This window comes from Microbacterium sp. MYb66, assembly GCF_002979435.1.
Classification (GTDB): Bacteria; Actinomycetota; Actinomycetes; order Actinomycetales; family Microbacteriaceae; genus Microbacterium.
Genome location: NZ_PCOV01000001.1, coordinates 718,203 through 743,653, shown reverse-complemented (window position 1 = coordinate 743,653; position 25,451 = coordinate 718,203). Strand labels below are relative to the sequence as shown.

The following is a 25,451-nucleotide window of genomic DNA, read 5'->3' as shown; positions in this document are numbered from 1 at the left end:
ACTCAGCGCGTCACCGGAATCCATACGATCATCACGCAGACCACCATCCCGGCGAGCGCGATGAGCGCCATGCTCAGGAAGCACCCCGCCAGGGCCCGCAACCGGGGCGGGCCTTCACCCACCACTCGCCGGACGACCTCCATCGCGATGAGGAGACCGACCACCAGTGTCGCGGTCACGAGTGCCACGGACGCCGCCGGTCCTCCGTTCACCACGATCGCGATCAGAAGTGCGAGGCTCAACATGGCGAACAGAGACGCCATGAGGAGCCAGATGCCGCCGGACGACGTCCTCAGGGACGGCTGGCTGGTCATCCACGTCGGATCCAGACCTGAGTCGGGCGGCTGACTCCGCCTGCGCGATGCTCTTCCGGACATGGCCGCATCTCCTGTTCCAGCTCCAGGTTGAGCGTCCGAGCGGCTCTCGTCAACGGGGTGTGCGTGACGACGGCTGTTGTCTAGGTTCCCTTGTGACGGGCGTTTTCGGCACCGCATCGGAGCGGCCCCCTGGTCATCCCGGCCCGCGGGCCACGCAGCGCCTTCTCGCAGTGCACCAGAGGTCGGCAGAGTCTCCGTGTGGGCCCGTGCCCGCTCATCCCTTAGAATCGACTGTCGGCCTCGTCCGACCCCGCAGACTCACGAACGGAACTCGCAGCGCATGGCATCTACCGCAGACATCAAGAACGGCGTCGTCCTCAGCATCGACGGGCAGCTCTGGAGCGTCATCGAGTTCCAGCACGTCAAGCCCGGCAAGGGCGGTGCTTTCGTGCGCACGAAGCTGAAGAACGTCGTCTCCGGCAAGACGGTCGACCGCACGTACAACGCGGGCGCGAAGATCGAGATCGAGAACGTCGACCGCCGCGACTACACGTACCTGTACACCGACGGCGACGGCTACGTCTTCATGGACCAGACCGACTTCGACCAGATCACGGTCGGTGCGGCGACGGTGGGCGACGCGAAGCACTTTCTGCTCGAGAACCAGGCAGTGACCATCGCGATGAACAACGGCAACCCGCTGTACATCGACCTTCCTGCCTCCGTGATCCTCGAGGTCACCTACACCGAGCCCGGTCTGCAGGGCGACCGCTCGTCGGCAGGAACCAAGCCCGCGACCCTCGAGACCGGCTACGAGATCCAGGTGCCCCTGTTCCTCGAGACCGGCACCAAGGTCAAGGTCGACACCCGCACGGGTGACTACCTCGGCCGCGAGAAGTAAGGCGTGAGCGCCCGGACGAAGGCGCGCAAGCGCGCTCTCGACATCCTGTTCTCCGCCGATGTGCGCGGGGACGACGTCGCGGTGACGCTGGCCGCGGAGGCGAAGCGTGCCGCGAGCGAGCCCGCTCGCGAGGCTTCCTGGCTCTACGCCCGCGAGATCGTCGACGGCATCATCGACCAGCGCGACGAGATCGACGAGCACATCACCACCCACAGTCGTGACTGGAAGCTGGAGCGGATGCCCGCGGTCGACCGCGCCCTGCTCCGCATCGCCGTGTGGGAGATCCTCTACAACGACGAGGTGCCCACGGCTGTTGCGATCGACGAGGCCGTCGAACTCGCCAAGGAGTTCTCGACCGACGACTCCGGTGCGTTCGTGCACGGTGTCCTCGCTCGGGTGGCTCGCGCCGCCTGACCCGTCCGACGCGAGGCACTGTCGGCGGTGTCGGAGAGGATGGGGGCATGGCCCTCCCGCTCGATCCGTCCCGCTCCGAGGACTCCTCGGCGGCGGACTGGCGGTCGATCCTCGCATCCTCGGGTGGCGACGCGCAGATGAAGCTCGCCCTCGGGGTCGAGCTCCGTCTGCGCGACGGACGCGGAGCGAACCCGTGGGCGTCCCGCCCGCAGCGCTCGGCGACGGCGCGCGATGTCGCCAAGCGCACCGGCGAGATCCTGCTCGGAATCCGTCCGTTGGAGACGAGCGCCTCGACCGGCGCGTGGGTGCAGGGCGCGGCCACGTGGGATGCGGTGCGCCGCTCTCCCACGCAGTATGGTCGCGATCGGTCGCGGTGGTTCGCCGATCTGCTGAGCATCGCGCGGGACACGCTCCTCTCCGGAACCGCCGGCGACTGGCTCGTCGCCGATCTGATCGAGTCCGGGCTGCTCTGGGGGCATCTGCGTGCGGGTGCGGAGCTCGGCATCCCGCTGGTCGCGACCCAGAAGAGCACTACGGTCGTGCTCGCCGAGCATGCCACGATCGGCGCGACCGTCGAACGCGGTCGTGACGGCGGACTCCTCGTGCGCCCCGACGTCACGATCGACGGGCGTGGGGCCGATCCGCTCGCGGTGCGTCCGATCGGTCACAACGGCGTGTATGAGGTCGTGCAGCAAGGAACGCGGCTCCGCGTGACGCTCGCCGAGGTTCCCGTCGGCGAACCCGTCCGCGCCCTGCTCGGCGCCCGGGGCGGCGTCACCGTGCCGGGAGCGGAGGAGTCCGTCTTCCTCCGCGACGCCTATCCGCTGCTCGCACGCCGCATCGTCGTGCGACCGGTGGGGCGCGTCGAACTCCCCGAGCTGCCGGCGCCGCGTCCGACGCTGCAACTGTCGTTCCATCGCGGCGACACGGTCAAGTACGCGTTCGAGTGGGACTACCAGGGGTTCGGATCCGTGCCCTTCGCGCCCAGCGGGCATGCGGTGCGCGACCTGGCGGCGGAGGATCGTCAGCGCGAAGCGCTGCAGCTGGTCTGGACCGAACATCTGGGGGAGGAGCTCGCGCCCGCGGGGTCGTTCCACGACGTCGCAGCTGCCGAGTTCGTCACCCGTGTCGTGCCGGCGCTCGAGGCCGAAGGTGTCACTCTCGTCGTCTCCGGACGTCGGAAGAGTTATCACGAGCTGACCGGGGAGCCGGAGATCACCGTCTCCACGGTGGAGAGCACCGACCCCGATTGGTTCGACCTCGGGGTCCTCGTCAAGATCGACGGGCGCACGATCCCGTTCGAGCCGCTGTTCACGGCGCTCAGCAAGGGCAAGAAGAAGCTCCTCCTCGTGGACGGCAGCTACTTCTCCCTGAATCACCGCGCGCTCGACCGGCTGCGCGAGCTGATCGACGAATCGAGCGAACTCGAGGAATGGGAGACCGGCCCACGGATCAGCCGCTACCAGACCGACCTCTGGGAAGAGTTCGAAGATCTGGCCGACGAGGCCCTGCCTGCCGTGACATGGCGGGCGACCGCGGAAGGTCTGCGTCGCGCCACGTCGGTGCCCGCGGTGTCGGTGCCGGACGGACTCACCGCGGAGCTCCGCCCGTATCAGCAGGAGGGCCTGGACTGGCTCGCCTTTCTCTGGGGGCACCGTCTGGGCGGAATCCTCGCCGACGACATGGGCTTGGGGAAGACGCTCCAGCTGCTCGCGCTCATCCTCCACGCCCGTGAAGCGGGGGAGACGCGGCCGTTCCTCGTGGTCGTGCCCACCTCGGTGCTCTCCACATGGCGCACGGAGGCCGCCCGATTCGCGCCCGCGCTCCGAGTGATGCTCCGGGGCAGTACCCAGGGTCCGGCCTTGGCCGACGCGCTTCTCGAGGCCGACGTCGTGATCACGACGTACGCGGTCGCACGCCTCGATGAAGCCGAGTACGCCGCGATCTCCTGGGCGGGGCTCATCCTCGACGAGGCGCAGTTCGTGAAGAACCCGGCGACCAAGCTGCATCGCGCCGTCGCCTCGTTCCGCGCGGATGTGACGTTCGCCGTCACCGGAACCCCTATGGAGAACAGCCTGAGTGAGCTGTGGGCGCTGCTGAAGCTCACCGCTCCCGGTCTCTTCGCGTCCGCACGGAAGTTCCGGGAGCAGTACATCCAGCCGATCGAGCAGGGGAAGGTCCCGGAGAACGAGGAAGGCGGGGCCTACCGGCAACGCCGCCTCGCGCAGCTGCGTCGGCGAATCCGACCGCTGCTGATGAGACGCACCAAGGAACTCGTCGCGCCCGACCTTCCGCCCAAACAGGAGCAGATCCTCGAGATCGAACTCGGCTCATCCCACCGTGCCCTCTACGAGACCGTTTTGCAGCGGGAACGGCAGAAGGTGCTCGGCCTCCTGGAAGATCTGGACCGCAATCGGTTCATCGTGTTCCGCTCCCTCACCTTGATGCGCATGCTCAGCCTCGCGCCCGGTCTCATCGATCCGGAGGACGCGAAGATCGGCTCCCGCAAGCTCGACGTCCTGCTCGAGCGCGTGATCGAGCTGCAGGCGGAAGGACACCGAGCGCTCGTGTTCAGCCAGTTCACGTCGTTCCTGGACATGGCTGCGGCACGCTTGGACGCCGCCGGAATCCCCTATGCGCATCTGGACGGGTCCACCCGTCACCGGCAGAAGGTGGTGGAGGGATTCACCTCGGGGGAGCAGCCGGTGTTCCTGATCAGCCTGAAGGCCGGCGGATTCGGGCTCACCCTGACCGAGGCCGACTATGTCTTCCTGCTCGATCCGTGGTGGAATCCCGCAGCGGAGGCGCAGGCCGTCGATCGCACGCACCGTATCGGGCAGGACAGCCAGGTGTTCGTCTACCGGATGATCGCCGCCGGCACGATCGAGGAGAAGGTACTCGATCTGCAGCGTCGCAAGGCCCGGCTGTTCACTGCCGTCCTCGATGACGAGGCGCTGTTCGCGCAGTCCCTCTCCGCCGACGACATCCGCGGACTGTTCGAGGGCTGACCCGAATACTCCCGGCCCGGTCGACCGGGCGCACAGGGAGCCCTCGGTACAATCGAACGGTTCACTTTCGGGAGGAATGCAATGCGGATCACGGGACTCGGCCACGCCGGGATGTTCATCGAGACCTTGGGCGGGAACATCATCTGCGACCCGGTCCTCGGGCCCTCGTTCTACGGATCCTGGTTCCCGTTCCCCGACAACCGCGGCCTCGACTGGGAGCGCTTCGGGCGTGAGGCCGACTTCCTCTGGATCTCCCACCGCCACCGCGATCACTTCGACCCGAAGCTGCTCGAGCGGTACATCCGCAAGGACATCGAGGTGCTGCTCCCGGAGTATCCCACCGATGACCTCGAGAAGGACATCCGCGCCCTCGGCTACACGAACATCACCTACGCCCCGGCCGGTCAGGTCATCCAGCGCGGTGAGCTCAAGATGATGATCACGCCGCTCCGCGCCCCGAGCGACGGCCCGATCGGCGACTCCTCGCTGAGCGTCGACGACGGCACCGGCTCGATGCTCAACCAGAACGACTCGCACCCGCTCGACCTCGAGAAGCTGCTCGACTTCGGCAAGCCCGACGCCTACTTCACCCAGGTCTCCGGTGCGATCTGGTGGCCCATGGTCTACGACCTGCCGCTCGACGCCAAGCAGAACTTCGCGCGCCTCAAGCGCGAGGCGCAGAACAAGCGCGCGATGTACTACATCGAGAAGGTCGACGCCCCGCACGTCTTCCCGATGGCGGGCCCGCCCATGTTCCTGCGCGACGACCTGTTCGACTTCAACGGCCTCGGGAAGAACGGCGAGTCGATCTTCACCGACCAGAAGCAGTTCCTCGCGCACATGAAGGAGCTCGCGCCGCAGTACGACGGCCAGCTCTTCATCCCCGGCACCGTCGTCACGGTCGACGGGGGAAGCGTCACGAGCGAGCAGACGCTCTACACCGAGGCCGAGATCTCGCACATCTTCGATGAGAAGTGGGACTACCTCGAGGAGCAGCGCGCGAGCCGCCAGCAGGAGATCCGCGACGAGGAGGCGTCCCGTGCCGCGATCATCCCGCCCGCGGAGATGCTCGAGGCGATCAAGACGTGGTGGGAGCCGCTGCTGAAGAAGTCCCGCACCATCCGACTCGGCGTCGGAGGGTGCGTGCGATTCCGCATCGGCGACCTCGACATGGTCGTCGACTTCCCCCGTGCGAAGGTCCGCGAGTACGCGGGCGAGGAGTGCGTGTACTGGTACACGATCCCTGCCGGCCTGGTCTCGACGAACATCGTCGATCACGAGATCGACTGGTCGAACTCGATCTTCCTCTCCATGCAGTTCTCGGTGGGCCGCAGCGGCAAGTTCAACGAGTTCCTCACCACGTTCCTCAAGTGCCTCTCGGTCGACCGGATCGAGTACGTCGAGAACTGGTACCAGGAGCAGACCGACCAGACCGAGGACGCCGAGATCGGCGACTGGGTCGTGCAGCGCCGGTGCCCGCACCTCCGTGCCGACCTCACCCGCACGGGCACGGTCGACGAGGACGGCATCCTCACCTGCAGCATGCACGACTGGAAGTGGGACCTGAAGACCGGTCGCTGCCTCTCCACCGCCGGCCACCCGATCCGCTCCTCCAAGATCGACGAGGTCACAGACCCGGTGCTGCAGGAGGCGAGCTGATCCACCGGAGCCCTCCCGCTCCGATAGACTGACGTCACAAGCAACCTTTAACACCGTCCTGTGAGGCGGAGAAGGGAGCGGCCGATGAGCATGCGCACCGTGCTGCACGAAGCCGACATCTCACGAGCGCTGACCCGTATCGCGCACGAGATCCTCGAATCCAATCGAGGCGCCGAGAACCTCGTCCTGCTGGGCATTCCGACCCGCGGCGTGACTCTCGCCCACCGCCTCGGCCTGCTGATCAGCGAGATCGCGCAGCAGTCCGTCCCGGTCGGATCGCTCGATGTGACGCTCTTCCGCGACGATCTCGCCAAGCACCCGACACGTTCTCCGCAGCCCACCGAGATCCCCGTCGGAGGCATCGACGGCAAGACCGTCGTGCTCGTCGACGACGTGCTCTTCTCCGGGCGCAGCATCCGCGCCGCGCTGGACGCGATCCAGTCGATCGGCCGGCCGTCCGTCGTGCGCCTCGCGATACTGGTCGACCGCGGGCATCGCGAGCTTCCGATCCGGCCGGACTTCATCGGCAAGAACATCCCCTCCGCCCGCACCGAGCGGGTCAACGTGCGCCTCCTCGAGAACGACGGGGCCGAGGAGGTGACGATCGGCGAATGAGACACCTCCTCGACACCCGCACCCTCGACAGGACCACGGCCCTGCGCATCCTCGATGTCGCCGAGGACATGTCCGATACGCAGTCCCGCGAGGTCAAGAAGCTCCCGACCCTGCGCGGCAAGACGGTCGTCAACCTCTTCTTCGAGGATTCGACCCGCACCCGCATCTCGTTCGAGGCCGCCGCCAAGCGCCTCTCCGCCGACGTGATCAACTTCGCCGCGAAGGGCTCCAGCGTCTCGAAGGGCGAAAGCCTGAAGGACACGGCGCAGACGCTCGAGGCCATCGGCGCCGATGCGGTCGTGGTCCGCCACCCCGGCTCCGGTGCGCCGCAGACACTCGCGACGAGCGGCTGGATCTCGGCCGGGGTCGTGAACGCCGGCGACGGCACGCACGAGCATCCGACCCAGGCTCTGCTCGATGCCTTCACGATCCGCAAGCGCCGGTTCGGCGGGGACAGCCGCGGTCGCGACCTGTCCGGAATGCGCGTCGTGATCGTGGGGGACGTCTTGCACTCGCGGGTCGCCCGATCCAACGTCTGGCTGCTCACCACCCTCGGCGCCGAGGTCACCCTGGTGGCGCCGCCGACGCTGGTTCCGCAGAACGTCTCGCTCTGGCCGGTTCGCGTCGTATACGACCTCGATCAGGCTCTGGCCGAAGACCCGGACGCCGTGATGATGCTGCGCATTCAGCTGGAACGGATGAACGCCGCGTATTTCCCGACTGAGCGGGAGTATTCCCGGCGCTGGGGGCTGGACGCACGGCGTGTGGCGGGTCTTCCGGCAGGTAGCATTGTGATGCACCCCGGGCCGATGAACCGGGGACTGGAGATCTCCTCGGAAGCAGCCGATTCCCCCCGCTCGACGGTGCTGGAACAGGTCACGAACGGGGTGTCCGTCCGCATGGCGGTGCTGTACCTGCTGCTGGCAGGCGAACGAGACGACGAACGAGGGGGAGACCTGTGAACGAGACCCTCGTCATCACCGGTGCGCAGCTGCTCGGTGCTGAGAGCGCCGACATCATCATCGAGGACGGCCGGATCGCCGAGATCGGCACCGGACTGACCCGCTCTGGTGCCCGCGTCGTGGATGCGGCAGGACTCGTCGCGCTACCGGGCCTGGTCGACCTGCACACGCATCTGCGGGAGCCCGGCTACGAGGCGTCCGAAACCATCCTCACCGGAACGAAGGCCGCGGCCGCCGGCGGATTCACCGCCGTGTTCGCGATGCCCAACACCTCACCGGTCGCTGACACCGCGGGCGTCGTCGAGCAGGAGCTCGCCCTCGGAGAGGCCGCAGGCTACGCCACCGTGCAGCCGATCGGCGCCGTCACCGTCGGACAGAAGGGCGAGCGCCTCGCCGAGCTGGGCGCGATGGCCACGTCCCGTGCGCAGGTCCGCGTCTTCAGCGACGACGGCTTCTGCGTGTTCGACCCGCTCATCATGCGTCGCGCGCTGGAGTACGTGAAATCGTTCGACGGGGTCATCGCCCAGCATGCGCAGGACCCCCGCCTCACCGAAGGCGCGCAGATGAACGAGGGCACGGTATCTGCCGAGCTGGGCCTCGCCGGCTGGCCCGCCGTCGCCGAGGAATCGATCATCGCCCGCGACGTGCTGCTCGCCGAGCATGTCGGCTCGCGGCTGCACGTCTGCCACCTGTCGACCGCGGGTTCGGTGGACATCATCCGCTGGGCCAAGAAGCGCGGTATCCATGTCACGGCCGAGGTCACCCCTCACCACCTGCTGCTGACCGATGAGCTCGTGCGCGGGTACGACGCGCGCTACAAGGTGAACCCGCCGCTGCGTCGGGAAGAGGATGTGCTCGCCGTGCGCGAAGGCCTCGCCGACGGCACCATCGACATCGTCGCCACCGACCACGCGCCCCACCCCAGCGAGCACAAGGCCTGCGAGTGGCAGGCCGCCGCGAACGGCATGGTGGGGCTCGAGAGCGCCCTGCGCGTGGTGCATCAGTCGATGGTGCAGACCGGGCTGCTCGACTGGTCCGACATCGCGCGGGTGATGAGCGCGACACCGGCACGGATCGGGCGACTCGCAGGGCACGGCACGCCGCTCGAGGTCGGGCAGCCGGCGCAGATCACCCTTTACGACGCCTCGGTCGACGGGGTGTTCACCGAGCACGACCTCCACGGTCGCAGCGTGAACTCGCCGTATCTCGGGCGCGCGCTTCCGGGACGCGTCGAGTACACGATCCACGGCGGTGCCCTCACGGTCGACGGCGGCAGCGTCGTCGAGGAGCTTCGCGCATGAGCGCTCGGGACCTCGCCGTCGCGATCACGATCGCGGTCGCGCTCCTGGTGCTGTTGGTGATGCTGCTCGCCTGGCGACGACGAATCCGCCGCGATTCCGTGTTCTCGGCCCCGCTGGGTGTCCCTGAGCATGCGGAGGTCGCCCGCCGCGACGAGGTGCTGTACGTGTCGACGACACGTCATGAGCAGCCGCTCGAGCGCCTCGCGGTCTCGCCTCTCGCATACCGGGCACGCGGTGAGATCGCACTCACGGATCGCGGTATCGCGCTCTGTCTCGACGGCACCCCGACGGTCTTCCTCGCGAAAGACCGACTCGTCGCCGTCGACCGCGCCACGGTCACGATCGACCGCGTCGTCGAGCCGGGCGGCCTCGTCCGCATCGCCTGGAGCATCGATGACGACACGATCGTCGACAGCTACCTGCGCCTCGCCACCGGCGACCCCCAGAACCTCATCTCCGATCTGCAGCGGCTCGTCCCCGCCGCCCCCGACACAGGAGCAACGTCATGACACTCTCGACAACCTCCGAGCAGGCCTCCGCGGCCCAGCTCCCCGATCCCGCCGTCCTCGTCCTGGAAGACGGCACCCGCCACGCGGGACGCGCCTACGGCGCCCGCGGACGCACGCTGGGCGAGGTCGTCTTCGCGACCGGCATGTCCGGATACCAGGAGACGATCACCGATCCCTCGTATGCGGGCCAGATCGTGCTGCAGACGGCCCCTCACATCGGCAACACCGGGATGAACGATGAAGATGCCGAATCACGGCGTATCTGGGTCGCCGGCTACATCGTGCGCGACCCCTCACGCGTGGTGTCGAACTGGCGCGCGAACGCCTCGCTCGACGACGTGCTCGTCGAGGACGGTGTCGTGGGCATCAGCGGCATCGACACCCGGTCGATCACGCGTCATATCCGCTCGGCCGGTTCCATGCGCGGCGGGATCTTCTCCGGCGCCGACGCGGCGCTCGATTCCGAGGAGCAGCTGCGCATCGTCCGCGAAGCACCCGAGATGGCCGGGCGCAACCTGTCCGCCGAGGTCTCGGTCGACGTCGCCACCGTGACGACGGCCATGGGGGAGCGGATCGGCAACCTCGCCGTGCTCGACCTCGGCGTGAAGCAGGCGACGATCGACAACCTCGCCGCCCGCGGTTTCGAGGTGCACGTGCTTCCGCAGAACGTGACGATCGACGAGATCCGCGCGGTCGACCCCGTCGCCGTCTTCTACTCGAACGGTCCCGGAGACCCTGCGGCCTCCGGCGACCACGTCGAGCTGCTGCGTTCCGTGCTCGACGACGGTCTTCCGTTCTTCGGCATCTGCTTCGGCAACCAGCTGCTCGGCCGCGCGCTCGGTCTCGGCACCTACAAGCTGCCGTTCGGCCACCGCGGCATCAACCAGCCGGTGCTCGACAAGCAGACCGGCAAGGTCGAGATCACCGCCCACAACCACGGCTTCGCGGTCGAGGCTCCGCTCGAGGGCACCTTCGACAGCCCGAACGGCTACGGCAAGGTCGAGGTCAGCCACGTCGGCCTCAACGACAACGTCGTCGAGGGACTCCGCGCCCTCGACATCCCGGCCTTCTCGGTGCAGTACCACCCCGAGGCGGCGGCCGGCCCGCACGACGCCAACTACCTCTTCGACAGGTTCCGCGACCTGGTCATCGCAAGCCAGAAGGACTCCAAGTAATGCCCAAGCGCGACGACATCAACTCCGTCCTCGTCATCGGCTCCGGCCCGATCGTCATCGGTCAGGCCTGCGAGTTCGACTACTCCGGCACCCAGGCGTGCCGCGTGCTCCGCGAGGAGGGCGTACGGGTCATCCTGGTCAACTCCAACCCGGCCACCATCATGACCGACCCCGACTTCGCGGACGCGACGTACATCGAGCCGATCACCTGGCAGGTGATCGAGACGATCATCGCGAAGGAGCGTCCCGACGCGATCCTCCCGACCCTCGGCGGACAGACGGCCCTGAACGCCGCGATCGAGCTGCACAACCACGGCATCCTCGAGAAGTACGACGTCGAGCTCATCGGCGCCAGCTTCGAGGCGATCAACAAGGGCGAGGACCGCCAGATCTTCAAGCAGCTGGTCCTCGACGCCGGTGCCGACGTGGCCGACTCCCGCATCGCGCACACGATGGACGAGGTCCTGGCCGCCGCCGACGAACTCGGCTACCCGATGGTGGTCCGTCCGAGCTTCACGATGGGGGGCCTCGGATCCGGCTTCGCGTACGACGAAGAAGACCTGCGTCGCATCGCGGGCGCGGGCCTGCGTGACTCGCCGACCACCGAGGTGCTCCTGGAGGAGTCCATCCTCGGCTGGAAGGAGTACGAGCTCGAGCTCATGCGCGACACCGCCGACAACACGGTCGTCGTCTGCTCGATCGAGAACGTCGATCCGGTCGGTGTGCACACGGGCGACTCGATCACGGTCGCCCCCGCGCTGACCCTCACCGACCGCGAGTACCAGAAGATGCGCGACATCGGCATCGACATCATCCGCGCGGTCGGCGTCGACACCGGTGGCTGCAACATCCAGTTCGCGGTCGATCCGTCCAACGGCCGGATCATCGTCATCGAGATGAACCCGCGCGTCTCCCGGTCCAGCGCCCTGGCCTCGAAGGCCACCGGATTCCCGATCGCCAAGCTCGCGGCCAAGCTCGCACTCGGCTACCGCCTCGACGAGATCCCCAACGACATCACCGGCGTTACCCCGGCGAGCTTCGAGCCGACGCTCGACTACGTCGTAGTGAAGGTTCCGCGCTTCGCCTTCGAGAAGTTCCCGGCAGCCGACGCCACGCTCACCACCACCATGAAGTCCGTGGGCGAGGCGATGGCGATCGGCCGCAACTACGCCACCGCGCTGCAGAAGGCGCTCCGTTCGCTGGAGAAGCGTGGCTCGAGCTTCCACTGGGGTGCCGAAGAGCGCTCGGTGGAGGAGCTGCTCGAGATCTCCAAGATCCCGACCGACGGCCGCATCGTCACGCTGCAGCAGGCGCTGCGCAAGGGCGCCACCGTCGAGCAGGCCTTCGAGGCGACCGCGATCGACCCGTGGTTCCTGGACCAGATCGTCCTGATCAACGAGGTCGCCGAGATCGTGCGCACGGCTCCCGAGCTGGACGCTGCGACGCTCCGCTACGCCAAGGAGCACGGCTTCTCGGACGTGCAGCTCGCCGAGCTCCGCGGCACGAAGGAGGCGGAGGTGCGCGGAGTCCGTCACGGCCTCGGCATCCGTCCGGTCTACAAGACGGTCGACACCTGTGCCGGCGAGTTCCCCGCCCTGACGCCGTACCACTACTCGAGCTACGACTTCGAGACCGAGGTCGCACCGTCCGAGCGCACCAAGGTCGTCATCATCGGCTCCGGTCCGAACCGCATCGGGCAGGGTGTCGAGTTCGACTACTCCTGCGTGCACGCGTCGTTCGCCCTCTCCGACGCCGGTTTCGAGACCGTGATGGTCAACTGCAACCCGGAGACCGTCTCGACCGATTACGACACCTCCGACCGCCTGTACTTCGAGCCGCTGACGCTCGAAGACGTGCTCGAGGTGCTCGACGCGGAGGCAGCGAGCGGCACCATCCTCGGCGTCGTGTGCCAGCTGGGCGGACAGACGCCGCTCGGACTCGCGAAGGGGATCGAGGCTGCCGGATACACGGTGCTCGGCACCAGCCCCGAGGCGATCGACCTGGCGGAGGAGCGCGAGCTCTTCTCCCGCCTCCTCGACGAGGCAGGCCTCGTCGCACCGCGCAACGGCACCGCGATCGACGTCGAAGGCGCCGTGCGCATCGCCGAGGAGATCGGCTACCCGGTCCTGGTGCGTCCGAGCTTCGTGCTCGGCGGGCGCGGTATGGAGATCGTCTACGACACCGCATCACTGCGGGACTACTTCGTGCGCACCGCCGGCGAGGTCATCATCGAGGAGGGCAAGCCGCTGCTGGTCGACCGGTTCCTCGACGACGCGATCGAGCTCGACGTGGACGCGCTCTACGACGGCACCGATCTGTACATCGGCGGCGTCATGGAGCACCTCGAAGAGGCCGGCATCCACTCCGGCGACTCCAGCTGCACGCTGCCGCCGGTCTCGCTCGGCCGCACCGACGTCGACCGCGTACGCGAGGCCACCCTGGCGATCGCGAAGGGCGTGGGCGTGCGCGGACTGCTGAACGTGCAGTTCGCCATCAGCGCGGGCGTGCTCTACGTCATCGAGGCGAACCCCCGCGCCAGCCGCACCGTGCCGTTCGTGTCGAAGGCGCTCGGAATCCCGATGGCCAAGGCCGCGAGTCGCATCATGACGGGGTCCACGGTCGCGGAGCTGCGTGCCGAGGGCATGCTGCCCGAACAGGACGGCTCCCGAGTGCCGCTCGACGCCCCGGTGTCGGTCAAGGAGGCCGTGCTCCCGTTCAAGCGCTTCCGCACGGCTGACGGCAAGACGGTCGACTCCGTCCTCGGCCCGGAGATGCGCTCGACCGGAGAGGTCATGGGCATCGACCGCGACTTCCCGACGGCGTTCGCGAAGAGCCAGGCCGCAGCCTACGGAGGCATGCCGACCTCGGGGACCGTGTTCATCTCGGTCGCCGATTCGGACAAGCGTGCCGTCATCCTCCCCGCGCACCGCCTGCAGCAGCTGGGCTTCACGATCGTCGCGACCGAGGGCACCGCCGAGATCCTGTCCCGCAACGGCATCGCGGTCACGGTCGTCGAGAAGTACAGCGAGACGCAGCAGTCGGGGGCGAAGAACATCGTCGACCTCATCAACGAGGGCGCGATCGACATCGTCGTGAACACCCCGTCCGGCGGGGCCGCTCGCGCGGACGGCTACGAGATCCGCGCCGCGGCGGTGGCAGCCGACAAGGCCCTGTTCACCACGATGGCGGTGCTCGGGGCCGCTGTGAGCGGGATGGACGCAGCCCACGAGGGGTTCCAGGTGAAGAGCCTGCAGGAGTACGCGCTGGACCGGAAGGCGGCACTGTGAGCGAACGCTTCGGCGAGCGGGTCCGGGCTGCACTGCAGGCGCGGGGACCGCTCTGCGTCGGCATCGACCCCCACGCTGCGCTGCTCGCGGCGTGGGGACTCACCGACGACGCGCGCGGCGTCCGTGAGTTCGGCCTGCGCACGGTCGAGGCGGCATCGGGCCGCGTGGGGTTCGTGAAGCCGCAGGTGTCGTTCTTCGAGCGTTTCGGATCGCACGGCATCGCGGCGCTCGAAGAGGTGCTCGCTGCAGCACGCGCTGCCGGTCTCCTCGTGATCGCGGACGCCAAACGGGGCGATATCGGATCGACGATGGACGATTACGCGCGCGCCTGGCTGACCCCCGGATCACCTCTCGAGGCCGATGCGCTCACGGTGAGTCCATTCCTCGGAGTCGGCGCCCTCGCCGGGACGTTCGACCTGGCCGAGCAGCAGGGAAAAGGTCTGTTCGTGCTCGCCGCGACCAGCAACCCCGAGGCCGAGAGCCTTCAGCGCTCGACCGACACGACGGGGACGACGGTCTCGGCATCGATCGTCGCTGAGGTCTCGGCGCGCAATGCCGCCCTGTCTCCGCGAGGCGAGTGGGGGAGCATCGGCTTCGTCATCGGCGCGACCGTCGACTGGGCCGCGGCGGGCATCGTGCCTTTCGCGCCTTCGGCGCCCATCCTCGCTCCGGGCTTCGGCGCGCAGGGTGCCGCTCCCACCGATCTTCGTCCGCGCTTCGGCGAGATGTCGGACACGGTGATCGCGAGCGAGAGTCGCAGCATCCTCTCCGCCGGCCCCGCGGATCTCGCTGAAGCGATCTCCACGCGCGCCACCGAGTATCTCGAGGTGGCCGGTGTCTGACGCGCAGCGCACGGTTCCCGAGGTCGACAGGGCTGCCGCGGCGCGCCGCGCCGTCGAACGCCGTCGCGCGAGGGCTTCCGTCAAGCGCGACCTCACGATGCGTGTGGTGACGCCGCAATCCGTCCTCCGCCGCGCTTCGGCGGACGCGGATTCGGTGGAGGGGTCGATGCGCATCACCGACTTCTTGGTGTCCCTCCCCGCGATCGGCGCCGGAAAGCGGGACCGGGTGCTGGAGGAGCTGCACATCTCACCGGTCAAGCGCCTCGGCGGACTCGGCGCACGTCAGCGCCGGGTGCTGGAGGCCTGGCTGGACAACCGCTTCCCGGAGCCGACTCCGCGGGGCGCGCGAAGCCGTCTGCTCGTGCTCGCCGGTCCGACGGCCGTCGGCAAGGGCACGGTCGCCGCCCACATCCGCGAGCACAACCCGGAGATCCATCTCTCGGTATCGGCCACGACGCGGCCACCGCGTCCCGGCGAGATCGACGGCGTGCACTACTACTTCGTCGATGACGCCGAGTTCGATCGGCTGATCGCCGACGGCGAGCTGCTCGAGTACGCCGTGGTGCACAACCGGTCCCGATACGGCACGCCGCGAGCGCCGATCGACGCTGCACTGGCCGAAGGCAAGACCGTTCTGCTCGAGATCGACCTGCAGGGCGCCCGCCAGGTCCGACAGGCGGAACCGGCGGCGACGCTCATCTTCCTGCTGCCTCCCAACTGGGACGAACTCGTGCATCGCCTGGTCGGCCGTGGGACGGAGGAAGCCGAGGAACGCGCGCGGCGACTGCGCACCGCGAAGGTGGAATTGGCCGCTCAGAACGAGTTCGATCACCTCATCGTGAACGAGGACGTCGCCACTGCGGCCCGCGAGGTCGTAGAATTGTCTTCAAGCTCTGCGCGCTGAGCGTCTTCGCGCGCCTTTCGCACCGTCTTCGCGACGATCCCGTCGCCTGATCAGGAGGTCTCACCATGGCCGGACACAACAACGGCATCATCGATCCCCCCATCGACAACCTGCTCGACCGCGTCGACTCCAAGTACGAGCTCGTCATCTACGCCGCCAAGCGCGCGCGTCAGATCAACGACTACTACTCCGACCTGCACGAGGGCAACCTCTTCGACAACGTCGGCCCGCTCGTCGACTCCTCCGTCGAGGACAAGCCGCTCACGATCGCGCTGCACGAGATCAACGAGGACAAGCTCCGCCTGCGTCACGCAGAGTGATATTCGAGACCGCGCCTCCCGCCTTGTCGGGGGCGCGGTCCAGAATGGGTGCAACACCCTCCTTCCGTCCGTCCCCGTTCTGGAGTTCCGATGAGCGCCCTGCGTCTGTTCACGTCCGAGTCCGTCACCGAAGGGCACCCGGACAAGATCTGCGACCAGATCTCGGACAGCATCCTCGACGGTCTCCTCGCGAAGGACACGGGTTCCCGCGTCGCGGTCGAGACGCTCGTCACGACGGGCCTCGTGCATGTGGCCGGTGAGATCCGCACCGAGGCTTACGTCGACATCCCGACGATCGTCCGCCAGGTCGTGAACGGCATCGGATACACCTCCAGCGACACCGGCTTCGACGGATCCTCCTGCGGCGTGAGCGTCTCGGTGGGGGAGCAGTCGAGCGACATCGCGCACGGCGTCGACAGCGCCCAGGAGCACCGCGACGGGTCATCCGTCGACCCGCTCGACTCCCTCGGCGCCGGCGACCAGGGCATCATGTTCGGCTTCGCGACGAACGAGACCCCGCAGCTGATGCCGATGGCCGCATGGACCGCTCATCGCCTCGCGGAGCGCCTCACGGAGGTGCGCCGCAGCGGCGAGCTGCCGTTCCTGCGACCCGACGGCAAGACCCAGGTCACGCTCGGCTACGACGGCTTCACGCCGAAGACCGTCGACGCGGTCGTCGTCTCCACGCAGCACCACCCCGACATCTCCCAGGAAGAGCTCCAGGAGCAGGTGCGCCGGCACGTCATCGACCCGGTGCTCGCCACGACGGGTCTCGACCTCGGCGACGTCACGCTCTACATCAACCCGGCCGGCCCGTTCGTGACCGGTGGGCCGAAGGGCGACGCTGGCCTCACCGGACGCAAGATCATCATCGACACCTACGGGGGAGCCGCGCGCCACGGTGGCGGGGCTTTCAGCGGCAAGGATCCCTCGAAGGTCGACCGCTCCGGAGCCTACGCGACACGGTGGGTGGCGAAGAACGCCGTGGCCGCAGGGCTTGCAGACCGTCTCGAGGTGCAGGTCGCCTACGCGATCGGAGTCGCGCGGCCCGTCGGTCTCTACGTCGAGTCGTTCGGCACCGGCAAGGTGTCGGACGAGATCATCACCCGGGCGATCACCGAGGTGTTCGACCTGCGTCCGCAGGCCATCATCGAGCAGCTCGACCTGCTGCGTCCGATCTACGCCCAGACTGCGGCCTACGGCCACTTCGGGCGGGAGCTTCCCGACTTCACCTGGGAGCGGACCGACCGCGTCGAAGAGCTGCGTCGCGCTGCCGGACTCTGATGGGACCGCGGTCCTGATGCCTCCGGAGAGCCGGCGCATCGCGCGTGTGCTCCTCGACTCACCCCTGCCCCAACTCGATCGGCTCTTCGACTACGCCCTTCCGCCCGAGCTCGGCGATGTTCCGCTGGGCGTCCGCGTGCGGGTGCCGCTGCGAACCGCAGGTCGTGTGATCGACGGGTACGTCGTCGACATCGACAGCGAGGACGACGCCGACCGCCCCTTGTCAGAGGTCGAGAGCGTGGTATCCGCCGTTCCCGTGCTGCCCGAACGCCTGCACGCGCTCGCGCGGCGGGTCGCCGATCGGGCCGCGGGCTCTGCCTCGGACGTGCTGCGCCTCGTCATCCCGAAACGGCAGGTGCGCGTCGAGAAGGCCTGGACCGGCGACACGCCGGCCGTGGTTCCGGAAGCGGAGGCCCTCGTGCGGGCTGAGGACATCGTCGGGGTGTACGACGGCCTCGGCGCGGTGCTCGAGACGGGTGGTCGCGCGGCGGTCGAAGCGACGCCCCTGATCGCCGACGGAGTGCCGGCATGGGCGCTGCTGCTGGCGGCCTCGGCCGCGCGGATGCTCGCGTCCGGGAGGTCGTCGATCATCGTCGTGCCTGATCACCGGGACCTCGATCGACTCCTCGCGGCGCTGGAGGATCTCGTGCCGGGCGAGGCCGTGGTCCGCCACGACTCCCGACAGACGAATCCCGACCGCTATCGAGCCTTCCTGCGCACGCTCGAGGAATCCCCGTGCATCGTCGTCGGGAATCGCTCTGCCGTCTACGCCCCCGTCGTCGCGGGCCTGGTCGCGATCTGGGACGACGGCGACCCGCTGCTCGGGGAACCGCTCGCTCCGTACGTCAACGCCCGTGATGCTGCTCTCCTACGGCAGGAGCACGAAGGCTCCGCCCTGCTGTTCGCCGGGCACACTCGCACGACCGACGTCGAGCGTCTCGTGGTCCTCGGGTGGTTGCAGGATGTCAGGGCGACGCGCCGTGTGCTGCCGCGTGTCGTGCTCAGCACGCCCCAGGAGATGGAGCAGCCGACGGCTCAGCGGATGCCGTCCTCCGCGTTCCTGGCTGCGCGCAATGCCGCGGCGGAGGGCCCGGTGCTGGTGCAGGTGTCGCGCCCGGGGTTCTCCCCGTCCCTCGTCTGCGCGGAGTGCCGGGCCCCGGCACGGTGCCCGCACTGCGGCGGCCCTCTCGGCGCCCGTCACCGCGGTGCGGTGCCGGTATGCGGCTGGTGCGGACGCGGAGCGAGTGCCTGGGCTTGTCCCGCCTGCTCGTCCACCAAGCTTCGCCTCGCATCCTCGGGCAGTGAACGCACAGCCGATGAACTGGGCCGGGCGTTCCCCGGCGTGCGCGTGATCGTCGCCGACAGCGCACATCCGGTGGAGCGCGTTCCCGCCAAACCCGCGCTGGTGGTCGCCACTCGCGGCGCCGAGCCGATCGCCGACGGCGGATACCGCGCGGTGGTCCTCCTCGACGGACCGCGGATGCTCCAGGCTCCCGATCTGCGCGTCGCCGAGTCCTGCCTGCGCTGGTGGTCGAATGCAGCGGCGCTGGCGGCGCCGGGTGCTCCCATCCACCTCGTCGGCGTGAACGGGGCGGCAGCGAAAGCGCTGGCGACCTGGAACCAGGCAGGTCACGCTCGATCCGAGCTCGAGAGCAGAGCCCCGCTGCACATGCCCCCGACGACGCGTGTGGCACTGGTTCAAGGATCAGTGCCGGCCGTCGGCCGTGCTCTCGCCGCGCTCACGGAGCTCGCGCTGCCCTCCGATGCGGTGCTCGGCCCGGTGCCCGTCGAATCCGATGACGTCCCGCCTCGAGTGCGTGCTCTCGTCAGGTTCGATTATGGTGCCGGGACGCGGGTTGCGACCGCGCTGCGCGCCGCCGTCGTCGCCGAAGCCGTGAGCGGCCGCGGCAGAAGGGGGCGCGCGACGAAGAGCACGCTCTCCGTCCGCCTCGATATCCTCGAACCAGAGCTCTGACCCTTCCGGAGAACCTTCATGCGCCTCGTCTTCGCCGGCACACCTGCTGCTGCCGTGCCCACCCTCCGACGTCTCGCGACGTCCCACGACATCGCCGCGGTGGTCACCCGGCCCGATGCCCCGCTCGGCCGCCGACGTGTGCTGACACCGTCGCCCGTGGCGCAGGCCGCCGTCGAACTGGGCCTGCCGGTGATCAAGACCACGCGCCTCGACGACGCCGCCACCGCGCAGATCTCGACCCTGAACGCGGATCTCGGTGTGATCGTCGCCTATGGGGCACTGGTGCGCGAGCCCCTGCTCTCGGCGCCGGCCGCCGGCTGGATCAATCTGCACTTCTCGCTGCTTCCCGCCTGGCGAGGAGCAGCGCCTGTGCAGCGCGCCCTGATCGCCGGGGACCGGGTGCTCGGCGCGAGCGTGTTCCAGCTCGTCCCTGAGCTCGACGCCGGAGACGTGTACGCGATGCGCGAGATCGAGGTTCCCGCGACCGCCACGGCCGGGGAAGCCCTCGATGTGCTCGCGCGCGATGGTGCCGAGCTCACAGCGGAGGTCGTCTCCGCGATCGCGGACGGCACGGCGAAGGCGGTTGCTCAGGTGGGGGAGCCGAGCTTCGCCGGAAAGCTCACCCTCGCAGACGGACTGCTCGACTGGGAACAGCCGCTCGAGTCGGTCTTCGCACGTTTCCGCGGTGTCACCCCCGAGCCCGGGGCGCACACCACTGTCGGAGGTCAGCCGCTCAAGGTGCTCGAAGCCACGCCGGCGCCGGATGCCGAGCCGCTGGCGCCCGGACGCTTCCGAGGGACCAAGACCGCCCTCCTCATCGGCACCGCCTCCGGTGCGTTGGCAGTGACTCGCGTCCAGCCCGCGGGCAAGGGAGCGATGAGCGCCGTCGACTGGTGGCGCGGGCAGCGCGATGAAGACATGAAGGCGGGCTCATGAGCGACGACCGAAGAAACCCGCGGCCGCAGCGACGGACGACGACGGGACGAGGCCCCGGCGACAGACAGCGCACCGAACAGCGCGGGCCGACACGCGCCGTGCAGCCCGCGAGACGTGTGGCCTACGACGTCCTGCGGGCGGTGTCGGAGACGGACGCCTATGCGAACCTCGTGCTTCCCTCCGCGATCGCCGAAGCGGGTCTCTCGCCTCAGGACGCCGCGCTCTCGACCGAGCTGACGTACGGCACTCTGCGTCGCCTGGGAACCTACGACGCGATCATCGCCGCCGCTGCCGACCGCTCGACCGACAGCATCGACCCTGCCGTCCTCGACGCGCTGCGCCTCGCCGTCCACCAGCTGCTCGCCACGCGTGTCGCCCCCCATGCGGCGGTGAACGAGTCTGTGAACCTCGTGGCCGCCACCTCGGGCCGCGGGGCATCGAGCTTCGCGAACGCGGTGCTCCGGCGCATCACCCGAGACTCGGGCGAGGTCTGGCAGGAACGGATCGAAGAGCAGGCTCGCTCGGACGACGAACGCCTGGCGCTGCGGTCTGCGCATCCCGTCTGGGTGATCCGCGCTCTGCGACGAGCTCTCGCCGCTGAGGGCCGCGGTGACGAGCTGGATGCGCTTCTGGAGGCCGACAACGCCTCGCCGGAGGTCACCCTCGTCGCGTTGCCAGGCCTCGCGGAGCCGTCCGACCCACGCCTCCCGTACGCGCCGACGGCGTTCGCCTCTCCGGGTGGAGACCCGCGTCGTTCCGTGGAGGCCTCCGGTGGCGCGATCCGCGTACAGGATGAGGGCTCCCAGCTCGTGGCGCTCGCACTGGCGGGCGCCGCGCCCATCCGCGCGGGAGAGCGCTGGCTCGACCTGTGCGCCGGGCCGGGAGGGAAGACCGCGCTTCTCGGCGCGATAGCTCACGATCACGACGTGACCCTGGAGGCGAACGAGGTCGTCCCCGTCCGCGCGCGGCTGGTCCGCAAGGCTCTTCGCGCGGTGCCGGGCGAGATCACCGTGCACGAGAGGGATGGTCGTGAGCTCGCTGCCGAGCGTGCAGGAGAGTTCGACCGCATCCTCGTCGATGCTCCCTGCACGGGCCTTGGCGCACTGCGTCGTCGTCCGGAGGCGCGGTGGCGGAAGTCTCCGGCCGACGTCGCCGAGCTCGTCCCGCTCCAGGTCGAGCTGCTCTCGGCAGCGCTCGACGCTCTCGCCCCCGGCGGGATCGTCGCCTACGTCACGTGCTCGCCGCATCTGGCCGAGACGACGGGCGTCGTGCAGGAGGTTCTGCGGAGTCGTTCGGACATCGTCGAGCTCGATGCGCGTGCGGCGATCACCGACGTCGCCGTGTCGCCTATCGACCTCGCAGAAGACGGGCGAGCCGGTTCGGGCAGCGCACAGCTCTGGCCGCACCGGCACGGCACGGACGCCATGTTCCTCGCGCTCCTGCAGCGCCCGGCAACCGTGAACACCTCAGGGAAGGAAGACTAGGACTGTGGAACTGCCTCGCGCACCGCGCATCAACCCGAGCATCCTCGCCGCCGACTTCGTGAACATGCAGGCGGATCTGGCCCGGATCGCGACGGCCGATTTCGCGCACGTCGACGTGATGGACAACCATTTCGTCCCGAACCTGACCTTCGGCCCGCAGATGGTCGAGCGGATCCAGGCGACCAGCCCGATCCCGCTCGACGTCCACCTGATGATCACGGATCCGGAGCGGTGGGCTCCGGGGTACGCCGAGATCGGTGCCGCCAGCGTGACCTTCCACCTCGAGGCCGCCACCGAACCGGTGGCCCTCGCGCGTCGGCTGCGCGACATCGGCTCCCGTGCCGGAGTCGCAGTGAAGCCTGCGACTCCGGTCGAGTCCCTGTACGAGATCCTCGACGAGTTCGATCAGATCCTCGTGATGACCGTCGAGCCGGGCTTCGGGGGACAGGGGTTCATGCCGGAGACCATGCCGAAGTTGCGGGCGCTCGCGGAGGAGGCGCGTCGACGCGGGTCCTCGGTGTGGCTGCAGGTCGACGGCGGAATCTCCGACCGCACCATCGAGATCGCCGCCGCCGCGGGTGCCGACACGTTCGTCGCGGGGTCGGCCGTGTACGGAGCGGACGACGTCGAGGCGGCCGTCTCCCGGCTCAGAGACCTCGCCAGAGCCGCTAGCCTGGAATCGTGAAGACTTTCGACGAGCTGTTCGCCGAGCTCAGCGTCAAGGCCGAGACCCGTCCTGAGGGATCGGGCACGGTCGCCGAGCTCGACGGCGGCGTGCACACGATCGGCAAGAAGATCGTCGAAGAGGCCGCCGAGGTGTGGATGGCGTCGGAGTACGAGTCCGACGAGGCCGCAGCCGAGGAGATCTCGCAGCTGCTCTACCACGTCCAGGTGATGATGATCGCGAAGGGTCTCAGCCTGCAGGACGTCTACCGACATCTGTGATGCGCTCCGTTCCGATCCCCTCGAACTGAAAGCCATCCATGCTGCGCATCGCTGTTCCCAACAAGGGCTCGCTCTCCGAGACCGCCGCCGACATGCTCGCCGAGGCGGGCTACGCCGGTCGACGCGACCCCAAGACCCTGCATGTCATCGACGCCGAGAACGACGTCGAGTTCTTCTTCCTCCGTCCCAAGGACATCGCGACGTACGTCGGCTCCGGCGCCATCGATGTGGGCATCACCGGACGTGATCTCCTCCTCGACGCACGGATGCCGGGCGCTCGCGAGATCGAGGCGCTCGGCTTCGCCGGCTCCACGTTCCGCTTCGCCGCGCCGACAGGGCGCTACACGGATGTCAGCCAGCTCGACGGGCTGCGCATCGCCACCTCCTACCCGGGGCTGGTGGACGCGTTCCTCGACGAGCGCGACATCGCGGTCGACCTCGTGCCGCTGGACGGTGCCGTGGAATCGGCCGTTCGGCTCGGTGTCGCCGATGCGGTCGCCGATGTCGTGGAGACGGGGACCACGCTGCGTCAGGCGGGGCTCGAGGTGTTCGGCCCGGTCATCCTGGAATCCGAAGCCGTGCTCATCGCCGGCCCGGCCGATGCGGAAGGATCCGACACGCTCCTGCGGCGCCTCCGCGGAGTCATGGTGGCGCGTCGTTTCGTCATGATCGACTACGATCTGCCGGTCGCACTGCTCGACGATGCCGTGAAGATCGCCGGTGGCGTCGAGTCGCCGACCGTCTCTCCGCTGCGTGACCCCGAGTGGGTGGCGGTGCGCGTCATGGTCGCCCGGTCGCGTGTGAACCCCGTGATGGATGCGCTTTACGGCCTCGGTGCGCGGGCCATCCTGGTCACCGCCATCCACAACGCGAGGCTCTGATGACCCTCGCCAGTCGTGTCATCCCGTGTCTCGATGTGGCCGACGGCCGCGTCGTCAAGGGTGTGAACTTCGAGAACCTGCGTGACATGGGCGACCCCGTCGAACTCGCCAGGCACTATGCCGCCCAGGGCGCGGACGAGATCACCTTCCTCGATGTCACGGCGACGGTGGACGCGCGAGCCACGACCTACGACGTCGTGCAGCGAACGGCGGAGCAGGTGTTCGTTCCGCTGACCGTCGGCGGGGGAGTCCGCAGCGTCGACGACGTCGCACGCCTCCTCGCGGTGGGTGCCGACAAGGTCGGGGTGAACTCCGCCGCCATCGCGAGACCGGAGCTCATCGGCGAGATCGCAGACCGCTTCGGTGCGCAGGTGCTCGTTCTGTCACTCGACGTGAAGCGTGCGCCGACCACTCGCTCCGGCTTCGTGGTGACCACGCACGGCGGCCGCACCCAGACGACTCTCGACGCGATCGACTGGGCGCGCGAGGCCGCAGCGCGGGGCGCCGGCGAGCTGCTCGTGAACTCGATCGATGCGGACGGCACGCGCGACGGCTTCGACCTCGAGCTCGTCCGGCTGATGCGGGAGGCGGCTTCCGTTCCCGTCATCGCCTCAGGAGGCGCAGGGCGTGCATCCGACTTCGCGCCCGCGATCAAGGCCGGCGCGGATGCGGTGCTGGCTGCGAGCGTCTTCCACACCGGCGCTCTCACGGTCGGCGACGTCAAGGACGCGCTTCGCGCGGAGGGAGTGCTCGTACGATGAGCGACGCAGACGGACAGGCCGCCTCCGTGGACGACCGCATCGCGCAGGTCGCCTTCAACGCCGACGGTCTGGCACCGGTGATCGTGCAGCAGTGGGATACGCATGAGGTGCTCATGCTCGCGTGGGTCGACGCGGAGGCCCTCCGACGCACTCTTACCTCCGGGCGCGCGACGTACTGGTCGCGCTCCCGTCAGGAGTACTGGCGCAAGGGCGACACGTCCGGACACATCCAGGTCGTGCACGAGGCCCGTCTGGACTGCGACGGTGACGCGATCCTCCTCCTCGTCGACCAGTCAGGACCCGCCTGCCACACCGGTACACGCACGTGCTTCGACACGAACGACCTCGAGGCGATCGCCGGAACGGACGAGGCATGACCCTCGCGAAGCGCGGTCGCTCCCTGTCGGTCTCCGGCTTCCTGCTGGCGGGCGCGATCGGGATCATCTCCTCGACCCAGACTTGGCTGACCGTCGAACGGGTCGACGCGGGGGAGGCGATCCTGGTCCCGGGCGCGTCGGCTCTGGTCCTGCTCGCCCCGCTCAGCCTGGCGGTCCTCGCCCTCGGCGCCGCGCTCTCGATCGCCGGCAAGGCTGTGCGGGTCGTGTTCGCCGTGTTCGCCGCAGCGACGGCGCTGTTCCTCGGGTGGTCCACGCTCCAGCTCCTCGTCACCGAGCCTCTCGATTCTGTCGCCGCGACCGTGACCGAGGTCACGGGTCTCGCCGGCGGCGGGGCGGTCCACGAGGTCGTGGCGAGCATCGTCCCGTCCGCGTGGCCGTACATCGCCCTCGTCGGCTGGGTGATCCTGCTCGCCGCATCCGTCGTCGTCTTGACGACCTGGCGCGGCTGGAAGGCCGGCGGGCGGCGTTACCGCACCGATAGCGTCGACGTGCCCCACGACGGCCCGGTCGATGCCGTCGATTCCTGGGACGAGCTGTCTCGGGGAACCGATCCGACGCGTTGACCCCGATAGA

Annotated in this window: 24 protein-coding genes; 23 read left to right on the top strand and 1 reads right to left on the bottom strand. The window is 68.7% G+C overall.

The window, feature by feature from the left end; genetic code table 11:
* Positions 1-2 precede the first annotated feature (2 nt).
* Positions 3-314, bottom strand: coding sequence for a hypothetical protein (locus CQ045_RS03550; protein WP_105721267.1), 312 nt, complete (start codon positions 312-314; stop codon positions 3-5).
* A gap of 343 nt (positions 315-657) precedes the next feature.
* Here CQ045_RS03550 and efp point away from each other — a divergent pair, with 343 nt between their 5' ends.
* The 23 genes from efp (at position 658) to CQ045_RS03435 (ending at position 25,441) form a co-directional block, all read left to right on the top strand.
* A complete protein-coding gene (efp, locus tag CQ045_RS03545) occupies positions 658-1,218 on the top strand; it encodes an elongation factor P (RefSeq protein ID WP_105721266.1) in 561 nt (186 codons plus the stop codon).
* A gap of 3 nt (positions 1,219-1,221) precedes the next feature.
* Positions 1,222-1,632 carry a transcription antitermination factor NusB gene (nusB, locus tag CQ045_RS03540; protein WP_105721265.1) on the top strand — a complete coding sequence of 137 codons (411 nt, stop codon included), beginning with the start codon at positions 1,222-1,224 and terminating at the stop codon, positions 1,630-1,632.
* 47 nt (positions 1,633-1,679) lie between these two features.
* Complete coding sequence (locus CQ045_RS03535) at positions 1,680-4,640, top strand: DEAD/DEAH box helicase (RefSeq protein ID WP_105721264.1); 2,961 nt, start codon at positions 1,680-1,682, stop codon at positions 4,638-4,640.
* Between the two features lie 81 nt (positions 4,641-4,721).
* On the top strand, positions 4,722-6,299 hold the full coding sequence (locus CQ045_RS03530) for a Rieske 2Fe-2S domain-containing protein (protein ID WP_105721263.1): 1,578 nt from the start codon (positions 4,722-4,724) through the stop codon (positions 6,297-6,299).
* 84 nt (positions 6,300-6,383) lie between these two features.
* Complete coding sequence (pyrR, locus tag CQ045_RS03525) at positions 6,384-6,914, top strand: bifunctional pyr operon transcriptional regulator/uracil phosphoribosyltransferase PyrR (RefSeq protein WP_105721262.1); 531 nt, start codon at positions 6,384-6,386, stop codon at positions 6,912-6,914.
* Positions 6,911-7,876 (top strand): aspartate carbamoyltransferase catalytic subunit, encoded by a 966-nt coding sequence (locus CQ045_RS03520; protein ID WP_105721261.1) that lies wholly within the window; start codon positions 6,911-6,913, stop codon positions 7,874-7,876. The genes pyrR and CQ045_RS03520 overlap by 4 nt, the downstream gene beginning before the upstream one ends.
* Positions 7,873-9,177 (top strand): dihydroorotase, encoded by a 1,305-nt coding sequence (locus tag CQ045_RS03515; RefSeq protein ID WP_105721260.1) that lies wholly within the window; start codon positions 7,873-7,875, stop codon positions 9,175-9,177. Before CQ045_RS03520 ends, CQ045_RS03515 begins: the two co-directional genes overlap by 4 nt.
* Positions 9,174-9,686 (top strand): hypothetical protein, encoded by a 513-nt coding sequence (locus tag CQ045_RS03510; RefSeq protein WP_105721259.1) that lies wholly within the window; start codon positions 9,174-9,176, stop codon positions 9,684-9,686. Before CQ045_RS03515 ends, CQ045_RS03510 begins: the two co-directional genes overlap by 4 nt.
* Positions 9,683-10,861 carry a glutamine-hydrolyzing carbamoyl-phosphate synthase small subunit gene (carA, locus tag CQ045_RS03505; protein WP_105721258.1) on the top strand — a complete coding sequence of 393 codons (1,179 nt, stop codon included), beginning with the start codon at positions 9,683-9,685 and terminating at the stop codon, positions 10,859-10,861. Before CQ045_RS03510 ends, carA begins: the two co-directional genes overlap by 4 nt.
* A complete protein-coding gene (carB, locus tag CQ045_RS03500) occupies positions 10,861-14,148 on the top strand; it encodes a carbamoyl-phosphate synthase large subunit (RefSeq protein ID WP_105721257.1) in 3,288 nt (1,095 codons plus the stop codon). The genes carA and carB overlap by 1 nt, the downstream gene beginning before the upstream one ends.
* Positions 14,145-14,990 (top strand): orotidine-5'-phosphate decarboxylase, encoded by an 846-nt coding sequence (pyrF, locus tag CQ045_RS03495; RefSeq protein WP_105721256.1) that lies wholly within the window; start codon positions 14,145-14,147, stop codon positions 14,988-14,990. Before carB ends, pyrF begins: the two co-directional genes overlap by 4 nt.
* Positions 14,983-15,894 carry a guanylate kinase gene (gene gmk, locus CQ045_RS03490; protein ID WP_105721255.1) on the top strand — a complete coding sequence of 304 codons (912 nt, stop codon included), beginning with the start codon at positions 14,983-14,985 and terminating at the stop codon, positions 15,892-15,894. Before pyrF ends, gmk begins: the two co-directional genes overlap by 8 nt.
* A gap of 65 nt (positions 15,895-15,959) precedes the next feature.
* On the top strand, positions 15,960-16,214 hold the full coding sequence (gene rpoZ, locus CQ045_RS03485) for a DNA-directed RNA polymerase subunit omega (protein WP_017204385.1): 255 nt from the start codon (positions 15,960-15,962) through the stop codon (positions 16,212-16,214).
* Between the two features lie 90 nt (positions 16,215-16,304).
* On the top strand, positions 16,305-17,498 hold the full coding sequence (gene metK, locus CQ045_RS03480) for a methionine adenosyltransferase (RefSeq protein WP_105721254.1): 1,194 nt from the start codon (positions 16,305-16,307) through the stop codon (positions 17,496-17,498).
* 16 nt (positions 17,499-17,514) lie between these two features.
* Positions 17,515-19,473 (top strand): hypothetical protein, encoded by a 1,959-nt coding sequence (locus tag CQ045_RS03475; protein WP_105721253.1) that lies wholly within the window; start codon positions 17,515-17,517, stop codon positions 19,471-19,473.
* Positions 19,474-19,491: 18 nt separating this feature from the next.
* Positions 19,492-20,409, top strand: coding sequence for a methionyl-tRNA formyltransferase (gene fmt / locus CQ045_RS03470; protein ID WP_105721252.1), 918 nt, complete (start codon positions 19,492-19,494; stop codon positions 20,407-20,409).
* A complete protein-coding gene (locus CQ045_RS03465; RefSeq protein ID WP_181156425.1) occupies positions 20,406-21,893 on the top strand; it encodes an RsmB/NOP family class I SAM-dependent RNA methyltransferase in 1,488 nt (495 codons plus the stop codon). The genes fmt and CQ045_RS03465 overlap by 4 nt, the downstream gene beginning before the upstream one ends.
* Positions 21,894-21,897: 4 nt before the next feature.
* On the top strand, positions 21,898-22,578 hold the full coding sequence (gene rpe, locus CQ045_RS03460) for a ribulose-phosphate 3-epimerase (RefSeq protein ID WP_105721250.1): 681 nt from the start codon (positions 21,898-21,900) through the stop codon (positions 22,576-22,578).
* Positions 22,575-22,838 carry a phosphoribosyl-ATP diphosphatase gene (locus tag CQ045_RS03455; RefSeq protein ID WP_042536637.1) on the top strand — a complete coding sequence of 88 codons (264 nt, stop codon included), beginning with the start codon at positions 22,575-22,577 and terminating at the stop codon, positions 22,836-22,838. Before rpe ends, CQ045_RS03455 begins: the two co-directional genes overlap by 4 nt.
* Positions 22,839-22,876: 38 nt before the next feature.
* On the top strand, positions 22,877-23,719 hold the full coding sequence (gene hisG, locus CQ045_RS03450) for an ATP phosphoribosyltransferase (protein ID WP_105721249.1): 843 nt from the start codon (positions 22,877-22,879) through the stop codon (positions 23,717-23,719).
* Positions 23,719-24,480 carry an imidazole glycerol phosphate synthase subunit HisF gene (hisF, locus tag CQ045_RS03445; RefSeq protein WP_105721248.1) on the top strand — a complete coding sequence of 254 codons (762 nt, stop codon included), beginning with the start codon at positions 23,719-23,721 and terminating at the stop codon, positions 24,478-24,480. The genes hisG and hisF overlap by 1 nt, the downstream gene beginning before the upstream one ends.
* Positions 24,477-24,857, top strand: coding sequence for a phosphoribosyl-AMP cyclohydrolase (gene hisI, locus CQ045_RS03440; RefSeq protein WP_105721247.1), 381 nt, complete (start codon positions 24,477-24,479; stop codon positions 24,855-24,857). The genes hisF and hisI overlap by 4 nt, the downstream gene beginning before the upstream one ends.
* A complete protein-coding gene (locus tag CQ045_RS03435) occupies positions 24,854-25,441 on the top strand; it encodes a Trp biosynthesis-associated membrane protein (RefSeq protein ID WP_105721246.1) in 588 nt (195 codons plus the stop codon). Before hisI ends, CQ045_RS03435 begins: the two co-directional genes overlap by 4 nt.
* The last annotated feature ends 10 nt before the right edge of the window (positions 25,442-25,451 follow it).

Excerpts from the sequence above, each read along its gene's own strand:
- CQ045_RS03550 (WP_105721267.1), bottom strand. The coding sequence starts at position 314 with ATGACCAGCCAGCCGTCCCTGAGGACGTCGTCCGGCGGCATCTGGCTC.
- efp (WP_105721266.1), top strand. The coding sequence starts at position 658 with ATGGCATCTACCGCAGACATCAAGAACGGCGTCGTCCTCAGCATCGAC.
- CQ045_RS03535 (WP_105721264.1), top strand. The coding sequence starts at position 1,680 with ATGGCCCTCCCGCTCGATCCGTCCCGCTCCGAGGACTCCTCGGCGGCG.
- CQ045_RS03530 (WP_105721263.1), top strand. The coding sequence starts at position 4,722 with ATGCGGATCACGGGACTCGGCCACGCCGGGATGTTCATCGAGACCTTG.
- pyrR (WP_105721262.1), top strand. The coding sequence starts at position 6,384 with ATGAGCATGCGCACCGTGCTGCACGAAGCCGACATCTCACGAGCGCTG.
- CQ045_RS03520 (WP_105721261.1), top strand. The coding sequence starts at position 6,911 with ATGAGACACCTCCTCGACACCCGCACCCTCGACAGGACCACGGCCCTG.
- CQ045_RS03510 (WP_105721259.1), top strand. The coding sequence starts at position 9,174 with ATGAGCGCTCGGGACCTCGCCGTCGCGATCACGATCGCGGTCGCGCTC.
- carA (WP_105721258.1), top strand. The coding sequence starts at position 9,683 with ATGACACTCTCGACAACCTCCGAGCAGGCCTCCGCGGCCCAGCTCCCC.
- carB (WP_105721257.1), top strand. The coding sequence starts at position 10,861 with ATGCCCAAGCGCGACGACATCAACTCCGTCCTCGTCATCGGCTCCGGC.
- rpoZ (WP_017204385.1), top strand. The coding sequence starts at position 15,960 with ATGGCCGGACACAACAACGGCATCATCGATCCCCCCATCGACAACCTG.
- metK (WP_105721254.1), top strand. The coding sequence starts at position 16,305 with ATGAGCGCCCTGCGTCTGTTCACGTCCGAGTCCGTCACCGAAGGGCAC.
- CQ045_RS03475 (WP_105721253.1), top strand. The coding sequence starts at position 17,515 with ATGCCTCCGGAGAGCCGGCGCATCGCGCGTGTGCTCCTCGACTCACCC.
- fmt (WP_105721252.1), top strand. The coding sequence starts at position 19,492 with ATGCGCCTCGTCTTCGCCGGCACACCTGCTGCTGCCGTGCCCACCCTC.
- CQ045_RS03465 (WP_181156425.1), top strand. The coding sequence starts at position 20,406 with ATGAGCGACGACCGAAGAAACCCGCGGCCGCAGCGACGGACGACGACG.
- hisG (WP_105721249.1), top strand. The coding sequence starts at position 22,877 with ATGCTGCGCATCGCTGTTCCCAACAAGGGCTCGCTCTCCGAGACCGCC.
- hisF (WP_105721248.1), top strand. The coding sequence starts at position 23,719 with ATGACCCTCGCCAGTCGTGTCATCCCGTGTCTCGATGTGGCCGACGGC.
- hisI (WP_105721247.1), top strand. The coding sequence starts at position 24,477 with ATGAGCGACGCAGACGGACAGGCCGCCTCCGTGGACGACCGCATCGCG.
- CQ045_RS03435 (WP_105721246.1), top strand. The coding sequence starts at position 24,854 with ATGACCCTCGCGAAGCGCGGTCGCTCCCTGTCGGTCTCCGGCTTCCTG.